Origin of the sequence: Pseudodesulfovibrio sp. JC047, from assembly GCF_010468615.1 — a bacterium.
In the GTDB taxonomy this organism is placed as follows: domain Bacteria; phylum Desulfobacterota; class Desulfovibrionia; order Desulfovibrionales; family Desulfovibrionaceae; genus Pseudodesulfovibrio.
Genome location: NZ_WUEH01000026.1, coordinates 1 through 14,390, shown reverse-complemented (window position 1 = coordinate 14,390; position 14,390 = coordinate 1). Strand labels below are relative to the sequence as shown.

14 protein-coding genes are annotated in these 14,390 nt (G+C 53.2%); 4 read left to right on the top strand and 10 right to left on the bottom strand.

The genetic code is table 11. The annotated features are described in order from the left end of the window. Positions 1-2: 2 nt before the first annotated feature. The 7 genes from GO013_RS14600 to GO013_RS14570 are packed head-to-tail and all read right to left on the bottom strand — an operon-like array spanning position 3 to position 5,802. Entirely contained in the window at positions 3-251 is a 249-nt protein-coding gene (locus tag GO013_RS14600; RefSeq protein WP_163812381.1) for an acyl carrier protein, read from the bottom strand. Between the two features lie 2 nt (positions 252-253). Continuing rightward, positions 254-1,051 (bottom strand): AAC(3) family N-acetyltransferase, encoded by a 798-nt coding sequence (locus tag GO013_RS14595; protein WP_163812380.1) that lies wholly within the window; start codon positions 1,049-1,051, stop codon positions 254-256. A 35-nt stretch (positions 1,052-1,086) separates the two neighbouring features. Further along, positions 1,087-1,911 carry a hypothetical protein gene (locus GO013_RS14590; protein WP_163812378.1) on the bottom strand — a complete coding sequence of 275 codons (825 nt, stop codon included), beginning with the start codon at positions 1,909-1,911 and terminating at the stop codon, positions 1,087-1,089. Beyond that, the gene (locus GO013_RS14585; protein WP_239057890.1) at positions 1,908-2,774 is read right to left on the bottom strand and encodes a hypothetical protein; all 867 of its coding nucleotides are present in this window, start codon (positions 2,772-2,774) and stop codon (positions 1,908-1,910) included. The genes GO013_RS14590 and GO013_RS14585 overlap by 4 nt, the downstream gene beginning before the upstream one ends. 3 nt (positions 2,775-2,777) lie before the next feature. Further along, positions 2,778-3,857 (bottom strand): glycosyltransferase, encoded by a 1,080-nt coding sequence (locus tag GO013_RS14580; RefSeq protein ID WP_163812376.1) that lies wholly within the window; start codon positions 3,855-3,857, stop codon positions 2,778-2,780. Further along, positions 3,854-4,972 (bottom strand): UDP-N-acetylglucosamine 2-epimerase (non-hydrolyzing), encoded by a 1,119-nt coding sequence (wecB, locus tag GO013_RS14575; protein ID WP_163812374.1) that lies wholly within the window; start codon positions 4,970-4,972, stop codon positions 3,854-3,856. The genes GO013_RS14580 and wecB overlap by 4 nt, the downstream gene beginning before the upstream one ends. Continuing rightward, complete coding sequence (locus GO013_RS14570; RefSeq protein WP_163812372.1) at positions 4,969-5,802, bottom strand: glycosyltransferase; 834 nt, start codon at positions 5,800-5,802, stop codon at positions 4,969-4,971. Before GO013_RS14570 ends, wecB begins: the two co-directional genes overlap by 4 nt. 306 nt (positions 5,803-6,108) lie before the next feature. Here GO013_RS14570 and GO013_RS14565 point away from each other — a divergent pair, with 306 nt between their 5' ends. The 4 genes from GO013_RS14565 (at position 6,109) to GO013_RS14550 (ending at position 11,888) form a co-directional block, all read left to right on the top strand. After that, on the top strand, positions 6,109-7,242 hold the full coding sequence (locus GO013_RS14565; RefSeq protein ID WP_163812370.1) for an amidohydrolase family protein: 1,134 nt from the start codon (positions 6,109-6,111) through the stop codon (positions 7,240-7,242). Between the two features lie 948 nt (positions 7,243-8,190). Further along, on the top strand, positions 8,191-9,120 hold the full coding sequence (locus tag GO013_RS14560; RefSeq protein ID WP_163812368.1) for an aspartate carbamoyltransferase catalytic subunit: 930 nt from the start codon (positions 8,191-8,193) through the stop codon (positions 9,118-9,120). A 15-nt stretch (positions 9,121-9,135) separates the two neighbouring features. Further along, the gene (locus tag GO013_RS14555; protein WP_163812366.1) at positions 9,136-10,419 is read left to right on the top strand and encodes a dihydroorotase; all 1,284 of its coding nucleotides are present in this window, start codon (positions 9,136-9,138) and stop codon (positions 10,417-10,419) included. A 122-nt stretch (positions 10,420-10,541) separates the two neighbouring features. After that, a complete protein-coding gene (locus GO013_RS14550) occupies positions 10,542-11,888 on the top strand; it encodes an HD domain-containing protein (protein ID WP_163812364.1) in 1,347 nt (448 codons plus the stop codon). A 108-nt stretch (positions 11,889-11,996) separates the two neighbouring features. Here the strand turns inward: GO013_RS14550 and GO013_RS14545 are convergent, their stop codons facing one another. From GO013_RS14545 to GO013_RS17060, 3 genes are all read right to left on the bottom strand, one after another. Further along, complete coding sequence (locus tag GO013_RS14545) at positions 11,997-12,632, bottom strand: cyclase family protein (RefSeq protein ID WP_163812362.1); 636 nt, start codon at positions 12,630-12,632, stop codon at positions 11,997-11,999. Positions 12,633-12,642: 10 nt separating this feature from the next. Further along, a complete protein-coding gene (locus tag GO013_RS14540) occupies positions 12,643-13,689 on the bottom strand; it encodes a tRNA-dihydrouridine synthase family protein (RefSeq protein ID WP_163812360.1) in 1,047 nt (348 codons plus the stop codon). A gap of 490 nt (positions 13,690-14,179) precedes the next feature. Continuing rightward, positions 14,180-14,390: hypothetical protein (locus GO013_RS17060; RefSeq protein ID WP_203529639.1), on the bottom strand; the 211-nt coding region annotated here is incomplete at its 5' end.

Genomic DNA, 14,390 nt, shown 5'->3' with positions numbered 1-14,390 from the left:
CGTTATTCCGCGTGGTCTTTGGAATGAAGGACTGTGACAATTTCTCGCACCGAGGAGAGCCTGAGTAGCTCCTGAGCAGTGAATTCCACGGCCAGTTGATCTTCAAGCGCGCCGACGATTTCCAGATATTTCAGACTGTCCCATTCCTTGAGCGTGATGGTGGACGCGTCTGGTCCCACGGGCTCTGAAAAGAGTGGGGTGAGGATGGCGCAGACCTGTTCGACGGTGGCGTTTGGGGTGTGATTCTTCATGGTTATATCCTGTAGCTTTTTTTCTGTGGTTCTTCCTTGAGCCAGACAAAGAGGTCGTCGAGAAAGGCCTTTTGGGTGGTTGCATAGTACGTCCCCATGGACAGGGAGTACACATTTCCCATGCCCAGTGTGGCCGAGGCAAGTGCGTGTTCCTGTTCGTAATACGCAAAAATCTTGGCATTGAGGTCTCGCTGTATGGAACATTCCCGCCTGAGGACGTGTAAGTAAAACGGTTGGTTCTCTATGCCGGTCTCCGTGACGATGGGATGGAGAAATTCCTTGGTGTACCGATATGGAACACCCATCATCAGTTCAACCTGATGCACCACCGCACTGGTCAGGCGCGGGTGGAGTCCCACACTGACAAACAACGCGTTCGCATCGATCAGCCGTTGTTTGGGGGTGTTGAGACCAAACACCCCTCTGGCCCCGGGACCGCAGAAAAAGTCGGCGTTCTTGCCCACCGCAGCATAGGAGTAAAAGGGATGCTGAGTGCGGACCGCTCCGGGCAGGGTGCGAACCTGTTCGGACAACACGCCCATTTCACAGGGGGTGTGGGCCGGATCATACGGCGTGTTCGTATTGCACAGGCTCGGTGATCCCGCATTGACCACCAGTGTCCCTTCGGACAGATCGATGAGGTCGCACAGCACCGAAATGTGGGCCTGCACCACGGTTTCCTTTTCTGCGGGCGTATACAGTCCCAAAGGCCGGATGTCCGACTTGAGCAGGACGGTCTTTCCGTGGGTGACGCCCAGTTTCGTGTACGCCGAGCAGATGTCTTTTTTCGAATATCGCATATGAGTCCAATATCTTGCGTCGAACGGTGTCGGTGTTATGAGGCCGCTGCCGTGTGCTCCGGGATGGTCGGTTGTTGTTCGTACAGATGCAGCATCTTTCGGATCAGGGTCAGGTCGCAGGGCAGCGAGTCATTCAGTCGAAAGAGTCCCAGATGTTCATGAAACGGTCTGTCTTCCCGGTTTTCTTCATCATAGGTCACGGTCTGTGCCGTTTGGAAAAAGGACCGATCTTCATGCACAGTGTGGGTGGAAAGGGTCTGCGGGTCAAGGGTGAGCATGGTCCCGTCAAAATAGGACAGGTCCGGCAGATACTGACTTCCGCCAAAGGCATCCGGCCAGTTGAAATAGTCCGTGTACTGCGGGTGTTTTTGTCGGAATGGGTGCGGAATGAACAATGGGGATTGTGTCCATGTCAACGCTCCGTTTACCAGATTGGCCCGGTCCTGTTCCATCAGATTCCACCCGATATGTTGCTGGGCATCCTGTTTGAGCAGGGACAGGCACGGACAAGCGTGTGTCCCGGCGATTTCGGCCAATTGCCGCAGCCGGGGTGCCGGGGTCCAGCCCATGAATGGCCGGACGATCATGGTCGGTTCGTGCGGCGAATGAAGTGCCATTTCCCGGATGGCCGCGATTTCACTGTGCAACCGTTCCTCATGAACAAAGGATTCCATGGGAAGGTCAAAGGATTCGAATGGCCCCATGGGCGTTGATCGAAGATGGACCATGCCGGTGACCTGCAATCCGGCGGTGTGCAGCTCTCGAAGGCAGGTGGTCATGATACTGTGAGCCAGCTGTGAATCAAGGACGAGTTCCTGTTCTCGGAAGGAGTGTCGGCCTATGGAAATGAAGACGTTCATTGGTCCCTGCCAAAGTCATAGAGATTGTTGCGCACGGCGTATTCGGCCAGTTCCAGATCGTGTCTGGTGTCGATGTCGATGAGTTCCAACGGGTTGGTAATGGGAAAAACCACGGATGCCGGGCGTTCGGCCGGAATGACGTTGTGCCCCAGAAATGTGGAAATGGGCGTGTACTGGATGGAGGATTTCTGTTCGAGAGAACTGATCGCAACCGGAACATGGGTGCCGTCCGAAAAGAGCGCGTTGCAACAGACTTCCGGGAAAACGCCGGTGCTGACATTGCCATATTTCTGCATGGCCGCGATGTACGTTTTCAGGGTCTTTGCATTGCGGAATGGCGTGGTCGGATACAGATCGATGAAAGACTTGATGCCATACCCTTCCTCCAGCAGAGAGCGGAATGCGTAGTACGAAGACAGGCCCGGGGGCGAGTCGCTGGTGCTCAGTGGTGCAGGGCGGAGAAATGGCGTTTCCGCCCCGTAATGGCGGGCGATTTCAGCGAATTCCTCGTCGTCCGTATTCACGATGATCCGATCGATATCCAGGGCCTTGGCCGTCTCGATGGTGTACGCGATCAGTGGCTTTCCGTTGATCGGTTCGATGTTCTTGCGCGGCAACCGGGTGGACCCGGATCGGGCCGCGATGTGAACCACGATCTTGTCCCTGTCTCCGGGAAAGTCTTTGGCCCAGGCGTTCATGTCTGTTTCCCGATATGAAAAATACGTGTGCAGGATGTCGTGTTTCATCCGTTCTATCGTGTTCGGGAACGTCGGTGTTTTGGCCGTGACCGGCTTTGGCACGACGGTCAGGGGACGCGTCGGGCTGGCCGTGTTTTTGGGTGTCTGGCATTGGACGAGTGACATGACCTAGCTCCGGGATTGTCCCTGCCGGTCGGCAAGAATGGTGTAATAGAGATCTTGAACGATTTTGGTGTGTTTTTCCATGCTGATACGGCTCACGTCCTCCATGAGCGGCTTGGGTGGTTCGTTGAGCATGATGTCCAGCATCTCCGCTTCGGTGCGGGCGTAATAGCCGAGGTCGTGTTCTTCGACCCATGCCCCGGCGGTTTCGTTGTTGCAGACAATGGGAGTAACCCCGGAAAACAGGTAGTCGAACAGTTTGTTCGGCAGAATGGAATTCAGGAAAGTCAGCCGTTTTTCTTCGGTGATTTCCGCGACGTTGAAGGCCGTCAGTCCCCATTGGTACTGGCTCATGTCTTCAAGCAGGTCCGCATACGGCATGTAGTGGTGAAAATGGAACCGGTCCGTGGCGTTTTGCAAGTCGATGTAGGTTCCCTGCACCCGGGGGTTGAAGTGGGAACAATAGACATGCACGTCAATGCCGTTTTCCGTGAAATCCTTGAAGAACGGATGATAATTCCGATATTCCAACGGATAGATGCCCGCGTCCAGCAACATGCCCTGATAGACCATGTGATTGCCGGGTAGCTTGTCCTTGAAGACCCGTTGCATTTCACTGGTCAGACAGAAACAGGGCAGGGCAATGGTGGTTTTGGGGGCGTAATACTGATTGACCACCTGCACCATCCGGTCGCTGACCACAATGACACCGTCACTTTCTTCGAAACAGCATCGCTCGGTCACTTTTTCCCGGTCGTCAAGCTTTTGGCGGAGTCCCCTGAAATCGTGGCAATCAAAGACCACGGGACAGCTGTTGGCGTTTCTGATGGCCACTTCGGTCGGTTCGTTCGGCTCGTTGTGGCCGTGAATGATGTCCCAGTGCCCGGCGCGGATAATGGCCGCCAGCTCGTCCAGCGTGGAATATGTATAGATTTTGTCCAGTGAATTCCGAATGTCCGGGTGGTCATCAAGTGCTTCGCAAGCCAGGTCGATGGTGTGCCCCATCCGTTTGAGGGAGACGGCTTCCTTGTACGCCCTGGAACAGGGGTCCTTGTGAATGAATAATATTCGAAGCGGTCTTTTCATGATGCGTATCCAGTCGGTTCGTGGTGAAAAAAAGTATCCGTCAAAGTTTTTGCAATTCTCATTCCGGCTTTGCCGTCCCACAATGGGATGGGTTTTCGAGGCACGGCACGGCTTCCCACGGCCTGCGCATGGGCGGTTTCAAGCGAGTCCAGATCCACCAGACGGTTGGTGCCGAGTGTGCAGGTGATCGGCCGCTCCGTATTGGGGCGCAGGGTCAGGCAGGGGATGTTCAGATAGGATGTCTCTTCCTGTATCCCGCCGGAATCCGTGATGATTGCCTGTGATCCTTCAACCAGAGCAATGAATTCGAGATACCCCAGCGGCTCGATGACCCGTATGGCCTCGGTGGAACGGAGCGTCTCCAAGAGGGAACAGGCTTCGAGTCGGGCCTGTGTCCGAGGATGCAGCGGCATGACCAGCGGTGTTCGGCGAGCCATGGTTATCAGCGTGTGCACGATGGCCTTGAGTCGGTCCGGGGAATCCACATTTCCCGGGCGATGCAATGTGACCACCGAATATCCCTTGCGGTCGCATTGGACCTGTTTCCACGGTTCGAGCGTGCGGATGGTGGGCAGCATGGTGACCAGTGAATCGATCATGCAGTTGCCCACGCGAAAGATTTTTTCTCGGTCCACGCCTTCATTGAGCAGATTGGTGTCTGCATCCTCCGAAGGGGTCCAGAGAATTGAGGAAATTCGGTCGGTCAGTATCCGGTTGATTTCTTCGGGCATGGTCATGTCGCGACTTCGAAGCCCGGCTTCCAGATGCGCCACCGGCACCTGTTGTTTGGCCGCTGTCAGGGCACAGGCCAGCGTGGAATTCACGTCGCCTGGCACCACGCACAGGTCGGGCCGTTCTTCCCGGAGGAGTTTTTCATACGCCAGCATGACCCCGGCGGTCTGCTGGGCATGGGTGCCCGAGCCAATGGCAAAATTGTGATCGGGCTGCGGAAGATTCAGTTCCCGAATGATTTGGGCGGACAGCGGGGTGTCATAATGTTGACCCGTGTGGATAAGCCGAACCTCAAATCCGTCGAGGCGGCTCACGGCATGATACACCGGGGCCATCTTGATGAGATTGGGGCGTGCCGCAATGATGAGGTGGATTCGTCTCATGACAGTTTTTCCCCGGAAGATTTTTCGTCCGAAATAGTGCTGTTTTTCAGGTGTTTCCTAGCCTTGAGCACCAATTCCTTTGACGCGGTCAACAGCTTGTCGAACTGGGCCGGTTCATGCAGGCCAACCTGTCGATCATCGTGGCTCCGGTGATCATACACTGTTTTCGGGACATGGAGGAACCGCGCGCCGTTCATGGCGAACCGGAGATAGCATTCATGGTCGTCAGCGTTGGAATTTTCATCATAAAAGCCGAATCGTTCGTGCAGTTCGCGGCGATACAGCGTGGCGACACCACATAAATACCAGTCACAAAAGCTTTTTTTGAAGCTATATTCCGGGAGTTTGAATTCACGCACAATCCGGCGCGCGTCATCGATTACAAACATGTCCGCATACACGAAATCCGCGATATTTTGTTCGAGCGGTTGCACAAGAGTCGAGTACATCTGTGGATGACAGATGTCGTCAGAGGTGACAAAAGAACAATATTTCCCGGTTGTTGCCCGGAATCCTCTATTATATGTCGCGGTTGATCCCATGTTCTGCTCATTGAACAGAACCGTGATTTCACGTCCCTGCGGGTAGCGGGGATGCACGACCCGTTCGATGTGGTCGGTTTCTGCGTTGTAAGAGTGGGCATAATTGCGTGTTTCTGTCGTCATATCATTCACATAGCGTTGAATAATATCCCGAGACCCATCTGTCGAGCAATCGTCAACAATGATGATTTCCATGTTTTCATAGTCTTGAAACATGAGGGAGTCCAGGCAAGCTTCCAGATATTTCGAATGGTTATAGCTTGGAACGACAATTGATATTTTGTTCAAAATCCCCTCCTGATGGCAAATCGATCAACGCGCTGTTCTCGTATAACTATTTATTAACCTTATGAACAATCGGTTTTTTTGAGAAAAACTTAAGGGCTGGTGCAGACCCAGCAGTTTGTGCCGATTTTTGGTCGAATTTGGATATATGGTTTAAACATTGCAAAAAATGGTCCTTCCTGTTGAGCGTATTTTTTTTCGTGAATCGGAGTGGACCTTTGGGGCAAAAGCACGTACTTCATATTTTCAGTCCGTGCGCGGACACTTTACCGAACCATAAATTCCTTTAAAGGGAGTAGGCGATACCGAATGGTTGAACTCGTTCGTGCGGCCAAAGCCGCGACCATGGTTCCTGATGCGCAGCCCATTGATGACGCAGGCATCGTTGTGGAGCATGGTATTATTCAGGAAATCGGCAGATATAAAGATCTGGCCCGGACCCATTCCGGTCCGGTGATGGACCTTGGTGATACTTTTCTCGTTCCGGGATTGGTCAATGCGCATTCCCATCTCGAACTCGCGCATCTGCACGAAAAATGCCCGTCAGGGCAAGGATTCGTCACTTGGGTGGAAGCGTTGATGAAACAGCCCATTTTCGATCTCGATCCCACAGCATTTGATATTGCCGGGCAGGAACTCAAACGAACCGGCACCATAATGGTTGGCGATATCGCTACCCGTTTTGCCAAGGAGATGGCCGGAATGCTTGAAGCATCCGGTCTTTTTTTTGTGGTCTTTTGCGAAGCCATCGGCGAAACCGTGCCTCGAAAGACGTTTATCCCTTCCGGGACATTTGAGGCCGGGGTGATGTCTGTGGCCGGGCATTCCCTCTACACCACCCACGTCGATGTCCTGCGTGCTGCCAAGGCCGAGACTCGTGCCAAAAATCTGCCCTTTTCTCTCCATCTGGCCGAGCACGACGACGAAGTCGCCATCATGGCAGGTGAACCCAGCGAATTTCTCGATCTGCTTCAGGCCCGAGGGCGACTTCTCGATTTCACCGTCCCGCACAAGCGTCCTGTTCAGCAGGCTGATGCGCTCGGCTTGCTCGATGCGTCCACCCTTGCCGTTCACTGTGTCAAAGTGTCTGATTCCGACATCGAAGCCGTGCGTCAGTCCGGTGCGACTGTCTGTCTCTGTCCCCGTTCCAACGAATTCATCGGAGTCGGGCGTGCGCCATGGGAAAAATGGTTCTCGTCCGGTACACCCCTTTGTCTCGGGACTGATTCTCTTGCCTCCAATCACGATCTCGATCTCTGGAATGAAGCTCTGTATCTCAAGCAACATTTTCAAGGAGCATTGAGCCTCATTGATGTGCTCGCCATGATGACCCGAAATCCCGCTCGGATACTCGGTGCCAGCCATCTTTTTGGGACTCTCGAACCAGGAAAAATAGCCGCGTTTGCCAAAGTACCAAGCGCTGTGATGGATATATTTTCATGAGATGTTGGGGTGGGGTGATGCCTCCGGTGGCTGGGGGGAAGGGGGAGACAAACCCTTTGAAAAGGGTTCTTTCTCCCCCTTCCCCCCAGACCCCCCATCCCCCTCTTTTCCTCAACTTTTTATCGCGCCTTCGGCGAGGTCCTGCGCCATTGGTTGGGATGGGATTGAAGAAGCAAAAGAATACAAAACATTGTAATTTGAAGAATGAATTTTTAATTTTTACTCAGTCTGTAAAAAAGCAATTTTTTACAACGTTTTTTTGCGAAGCGTGCGAACAAACGCTGTCGGCAGCTTCGAGCGAAGCGAGCGACAAAAAGTTTCGGAGAGTCCTGGTAGGGGTGATGCCTCCGGCGGCTGGGGGGAAGGGAGAGACAAACCCTTTGAAAAGGGCTTTTTCTCTCCCTTCCCCCCAGACCCCCCATCCCTCTCTTTTCCTCAACTTTTTGTGTGCCTTCGGCAAAGGTGCGCGGAATCATTCGGGATGGGATTGAAGAAGTAAAAGCATATAAAGAGTTGTAATTTGAAGAATGAATTTTGTAATTTTTACTCAGTCTGTAAAAAAGTAATTTTTTACAACGTTTTTTTGCGAAGCGTGCGAATAAACGCTGTCGGCAGCTTCGAGCGAAGCGAGCGACAAAAAGTTTAGGAGAGTCCAGAGAACCCTTTTCAAAGGGTTCTTTGGCAGGTCCAGGACAGCGTCCTGGTCTCGCCGAAGGCGACCCCCGGTAGGGGGGGCTCGCTGAAGGCGACCCCCGGTAGGGGTGGATTGATAATTGGCGAAGTGTATAGTGATGTGGAATATGATTGCGTGATTGAGAAAAATCGCGGAATGGAGCACAAGTTAAGGGGAATCTGAGGGGCCTGTTTTTGGGTTCTTTGGTACTCTTTGATCCGGCTGAGAGTGGTTTCCGGGAGGGAATTGCTGAAGGCAAGGAGGAATGAGCGACGATGAAATGGCTTCACAAGGATTTATTGGACGTATCGCAGTTGTCGAAATCGGAGGTCATGGCGATTTTCGAGACAGCGGGTCGTTTTCAGGAATTGCAGGAGCGTCCGGTCAAGAAGGTTCCGACATTGAAAGGTCGGTCCGTGGTCTTATTTTTTGCCGAGCCGAGCACGCGCACGAAGACGAGCTTTGACGTGGCGGGCAAACGGTTGTCGGCGGACACGTTTTCGTTGGCGAAGAGTTCGTCGAGCCTGACCAAGGGCGAGTCGTTGAAAGATACGGCGTTGACGTTGCAGGCCATGGCACCGGATGCCATCGTGATTCGGCATTGGTGTTCGGGCGCGGCCAGATTCTTGGCTGATCGACTGGATTGCGCGGTCATTAATGCCGGCGATGGACGCCATGCTCACCCGACTCAGGCGTTGCTGGATAGCTTCACCTTGCATCAGGAATGGGGTGATGTCGCGGGCAAGACGATTTTGATTCTGGGAGATATCGCTCATAGCCGAGTGGCCCGATCCAATGTGATTCTGCTCAACAAATTGGGGGCAGATGTCCGCTTGTGCGCGCCGAGAACGTTGATGCCTCCGGCAGTGCAGAGCTGGCCGGTGACGGCGTATTCCGATTTGAATGAAGCGGTGAAAGGCGTGGACGCGGTCATGTGCCTGCGGTTGCAGCTTGAGCGGCAGAAAGATGGGCTGTTGCCGGATTTGCGTGAATACGCGCAGACATTCGGATTGCATCAGTGCCATGTCGATCTGGCGAATCAGGATGTGCGCATCTTGCATCCCGGGCCGATGAACAGGGGGATCGAGATCAGTTCTGATCTGGCTGATTCTGCTGAATCGTTGGTGCTCGATCAGGTGTCGAGCGGCGTGGTCGTTCGGATGGCCCTGCTTTTCCTGTATATGACCCGCAAGGGCGAAGAATAAGTCGGAGTAGAAACAATGCCGAAAATAGATTTGATACTGCACCGGGCCGCGCTTGACGGCAAGGAAGTGGATGTTTTTGTTGGCAAGGGCAAGATTGTGGAAATTCGGCCTTCGGTCGAGACGCTGGATGCCGGGGACGCACAGGTTGAAGAGGCCTTTGGGCTGACCCTGATGCCGTCCCTGACTGATGTGCATGTCCACTTGCGCGAGCCGGGCTATGAATACAAGGAAGATGTGGAATCCGGTCTTCGGGCAGCGGCCTGGGGCGGGTTCGGCAATATCATGTGCATGGCCAATACCAAACCGGTGAATGATACGCAGTCCGTCACGGACATGATGCTTGATAAGGCTCGGAGATATTGGCCTCACGGTCCGCGTTTACTTCCGATCGGCGCATTGACCAAGGGGTTGTCCGGCAAGGAACTGGCTCCCATGGCCGAATTGGCCAAGGCGGGATGCGTGGCGTTTTCCAATGATGGCGTGCCGGTCAAGTCCACCAAGATTTTTCGCTTGGCCGTGGAATACGCGTCGGACTGGGATCGAGTGGTCATTGATCATTGCGAAGACCCGTACATGGGCGTTGCTGCCGGAGTGAACGAAGGTGAAGTGTCCAGCCGTTTGGGCCTGCCTGCCCAGCCGGATATTGCCGAGGCCTTGCAGGTCGCACGGGATGTGCTCATTGCCGAATACCTTGATCTGCCGATTCACTTGGCCCATATTTCCTGCCGTAAATCAGTGAATATCATCCGGTCGGCCAAGGCTCGCGGGGTGAAGATCTCGGCTGAAACCGCCCCACATTATTTGATTTTTACCGAAGACTATCTGGAAGACCCGAATTCGGAATACGATACCAATGCCAAGGTCAATCCGCCACTTCGGACGCGGGACGATCAGGCGGCCATGATCGAGGCGTTGAACGATGGCACCATTGATTGCCTGGCGACAGATCACGCACCACATGCTTCGTATGAAAAGGAAACGGAATTTGATGTGGCACCGTGTGGCATAACCGGGCTGGATACGGCGCTGAGCACCACGTGGGCATTGGTCAAAGAGGGTGTGCTGACGCGAGAAACGTTTATTCGGGCTTGGACCACGGCTCCGTGCGGGATATTCAATCTGCCGGTCAATACCTTTCAACCCGGCGATCCTGCGGATTTCTTCCTGTTCGATGAAGATGAAGAATGGACCGTCTCTTCGCAGACCTTGTATTCAAAGGGAAAGAACACTCCATTGCTTGGCACCAGTCTGAAAGGGCGGGTAAAAACCCATTTCATTCAGGGCAAAAAGGTTGTATAGCAATGGTTCTGGGGTCGTCGGCCCCAGACAAAATATGCTTTTGGATAGAGGACGAGACACCATAAGGACTATGTATAGGCTGTCCCTGAAGCCGAGGCTTTTGGACAGCCGGAAGGAGCGATATGAGTCAGCCTTTTAAAGATGCTATCGGGTTTTGTAAAACGATTATGCGCAACGGGTACGATGCGTATGTCATCAACGCGCGTCTTCAGGCTTTGACCTTGGATGAGACGGGCGAAGAAAAAGAACTCGATATTTGCACAGAGGCCGGTTTTTCCGAGCTTCAAAAATATTTTCCAAATATTGAAGAGTCTCAGGATAAGGGCATCATCGCCTATTTGGTTGAAGGTGGCGTGAAGTATTACTTCTACCCCGCTGATGTGAATGAAGCCTCCTACACGGACGAAACCGTGTCTGTCATGACACCGCGTCTGTTGAAGCGATTGGAGCAGCGTGGGGACATCCCGTTGTCTTCTGTCTGTCCGTTCATTCCCAAAGCCAAGGATATGTACGCGGATTTCGCGGACTTTTCCGAAGGGAAAATTCGATTCAAGGGATTGCCCGATCAGGCACTCAAGAAGGACTACTCCTTGGCGTATCGGGCTTTGCGGTTCGCGGCCAATTTTGACAAGGAAATTGAAGCGAACTCCTGGATTGCCATTGTACGCAATGCCCGGCGAGTACTCGATTATGTGCCCATGTCCGATTTTCTGGACGAATGGCGCAAGGTCGAGGCCGAAGCCATGGACAAGTTTTTCCGTCTGCTCTTTGATTCCATGCTGTTGCATGGCTTGATCCCGGAGATCGCGGCATTGTCTCGCGTCCATCAGATCAAGAATCCCGAAGAGGGCACGGAAGAGACCGTCCTTGAGCACACCTTTGACGTGATGCGGACCTATCCCGAAGAGCTGCCCTATGATTGGTATGGGACTGTTGCCTGTTTGTTCCATGACATTGGCAAGCTGTACACCGCCGAATATTATGATGAAAAGTGGAACTTTCTCCAGCACCATCGGGTGGGAGCCAAGGTTTCCCGCAAGATTCTCAAACGGCTTCGGTTCGAGGAGCAGGATATCGACCTGATCTGCGAATTGGTCCAGAATCACATGCGGCCACATTTCATGCTGACAGACAAGGGCATCCGCCGTCTGCGGTCTTTGGACGAGTATCCGCGTATCATGGAAATGGTCAAGGCGGACATCAAGGCCCGTGGTGCATCCTGGCGTGAGTTCAATCACAATCTCAAGATGGCTGAACGTGCGGACATCCCGGAAGACGAGATCGAGCCGTTCATGGATGGTAACCGGATCATGACGCTGACTGGTCTCAAACCGGGACCCATTGTCGGTCAGATTCGCGATGAGTTGCTCAAGGCACAGATCACGAACGACGTCATCACTGACGAGGATGCTGAGAAGTTCGTCATTGAGTACGTGAAAATAAACAAATGCAAAGGCACAACCTGCTAAAGCATTTTCTCGAAAAAGATATGGCCGTTTCGGATGTCCGAAGCGGCCTTTTTTTATGGGAAAAGTCTTCGCCGAAAGTGTTTTGACGGAGAGAAGGTCGAATGGTGTTTACAATGTCATGCCGACTGCCCGGACGGGCGAACCTTCGCCATCCTTGATGCGCAGGGGAAGGCAGGAAAAGATGAATCCTTCAGTTGGGAGTTCGCCTATATTGGTCAGATTTTCGACAATGACCAGCCCGTGATCCAGCAGAATGGTGTGAGCCGGAAGGGTGGAGGAATTCACCGGGTCGGGCGACGGTGTATCAAGCCCAATCCCTTTGAGACCCAACCCACCGAGGAATCGAGCGGCGGTTTCGGAAATGATGGGGAAGTCCCCGAAATATCGGTCGGTTGCCCAATGCTGATCCCACCCCGTTCGCAGAATGGCGAAATCCAGTGCGTCCATGTCCGCAAGCGCAGCCAAGTGTGATTGTTCGATGGTCGGTCCTGAGATCGTGGAGACATCTACCACCGCGCCCCAGCCGACAAAATTATCCGGTCCCAGCCAGTCCAGTCCCGGGGCGTCTGCAAACACATGTGCCGCAGTATCAAGATGGGTGCCGGTGTGTGAGCCGAAGGATATCGTGTTTTGGGCAAAACCATCCCTGTTCACACAGTGTGTCCGGCGGATATTGGCCGGTTCATCGCCGGGAAAGACCGGCATTCCGGTTTGCATGGTGTGGGTCAGGTCAACAAGCTGCATCAGGTGCTCCTCATATACTGTAGAGGTTCATGTTGGGCCGCAAGGTCAGGCGCATATTGGGTTTGACGTGGTTTCGGATGATCTCTCGAACGTCATCCATGGATTTTGCCCCGAGGAATCGGGTTTGCAAGCTGTGTCCGTATGTAAAATTGGCCGCGAAATAGATCGTGAACATTTTGAACCGCTTGAGTGCCCGGATTGGGTCGAAGTTTGCCTCGATTGCATCGGCCAGTTTCATGGCATATTCTTGGAAGCAGCCTTCTAAAGGAATATATCCCGTGGTCCATTCCGCAAAGAGCCAGGGGCGGGCGATGGCCATTCGACCGATTGAGACGCCCGCGCAGCCCGTGTTTTCCAGCATGGACAGGCATTCTTCCGGCAGGACCACATCGCCATTACCGAAGACTGGAATGGATACGGCGTCACTGATTGCCTTGATGTGTTCCTTGACTGGCGGTTTGGTTCGTTTATCCGGTGCCACTCGTGGATGAAAGACCAGGCAGTCAACTCCTTCCGCCTCAAATCGTTGTGCCAGCTCCACAGCCGGGCCGATATCAGGCGTCCAGCCCGTGCGGAATTTGACGAAGACCGGAATGGACACTGTTTGACGGACACTTTTGACAGCTGCGATGGCTGCATCGGGATTTTTCAACAGTCCCGCCCCGGCGTTTCGTTTGACAATGCCTGGGGCCGTGCAGCCCATATTGATATCAATACCGAAAAATCCTTCTGCTTCGATACGTCGGGCCGCCGGGATCATTTCTTCCGGGGTTGAGCCGAAAATTTGGCAGACCAGATGGCCCAATTCTTCTTTTCGCCAGCGGAAGGTTGGAGACACGGATGGTTTTTCCGTGGGAACACTTCTGGCGCTGCACATTTCAGTGAACATCAGGCCACATCCGCCATAGCTATCCAGCACGTCACGATATGCAGCATGACCCAGCCCCGCCAAGGGAGCAAGCCACAGCCGATTGGATATTTCCTTGCCCCTAATCTGGAGTGGGCGATTCAACAATTCCGCCAGTCGCTTTATGTGCGTTTCATCCATCGTTTTCATGCACACCGAAATCACCCTGTTTTATGAAATTGTCAATCTCTCCCCGGAGGGGTGCCTTCGGCGGCCCCTCGCCGGGGTTGCGTGGGATGTCTCCGACGGCCAGAGGGGAACCTCTTGGAAGAGGTTCCCCTCTGGACTCCCCTCCAGAACTTTTTGGCGCGCCTTCGGCGAGGGCACTCGTTATCGGTTGAGTGAGATTGAAGAAGTGAGTGAGATGAAAGAGGGAATGCGGAAAGGAGCAAGAGGGGGTTGTAGGGGAAATTGTTTAATATATTCCCATAGAGTCTGTACGAAATGTAAATTTTTACAATGTGTTTTGAAGAGCCGAACACGATTATGCTGCCGACAGCCTTCGCGAAGCGACTCAAAAAGTTTCGGAGAGTCCAGAAAACCCTTTTTAAAGGGGGCTTTGGCAGGTCCAGGACAGCGTTCAGCTCTCGCTGAAGGTGACTCCTGATAGATTTTCAAGCCGCGTTCCCCTGTTGGTCTATTATAGAGGAATAAAAGGGCTGAAAATAAAGTGAATAAATTCAAGTGTTTGAAAATTCTGAGAAACGAAATGAATGAAAAGGTGAAAAAAGTATAAAAAGGTGTTGACGCGGAAGGGGGAAAACCCTAGTTTCCCCTTCCTGCCTGTGAGTGGGGTCAGCGTTTTGAAAAGACTTTGAAAAAGTTGAAAAAAAGGGTTGACGGGAGCTTCT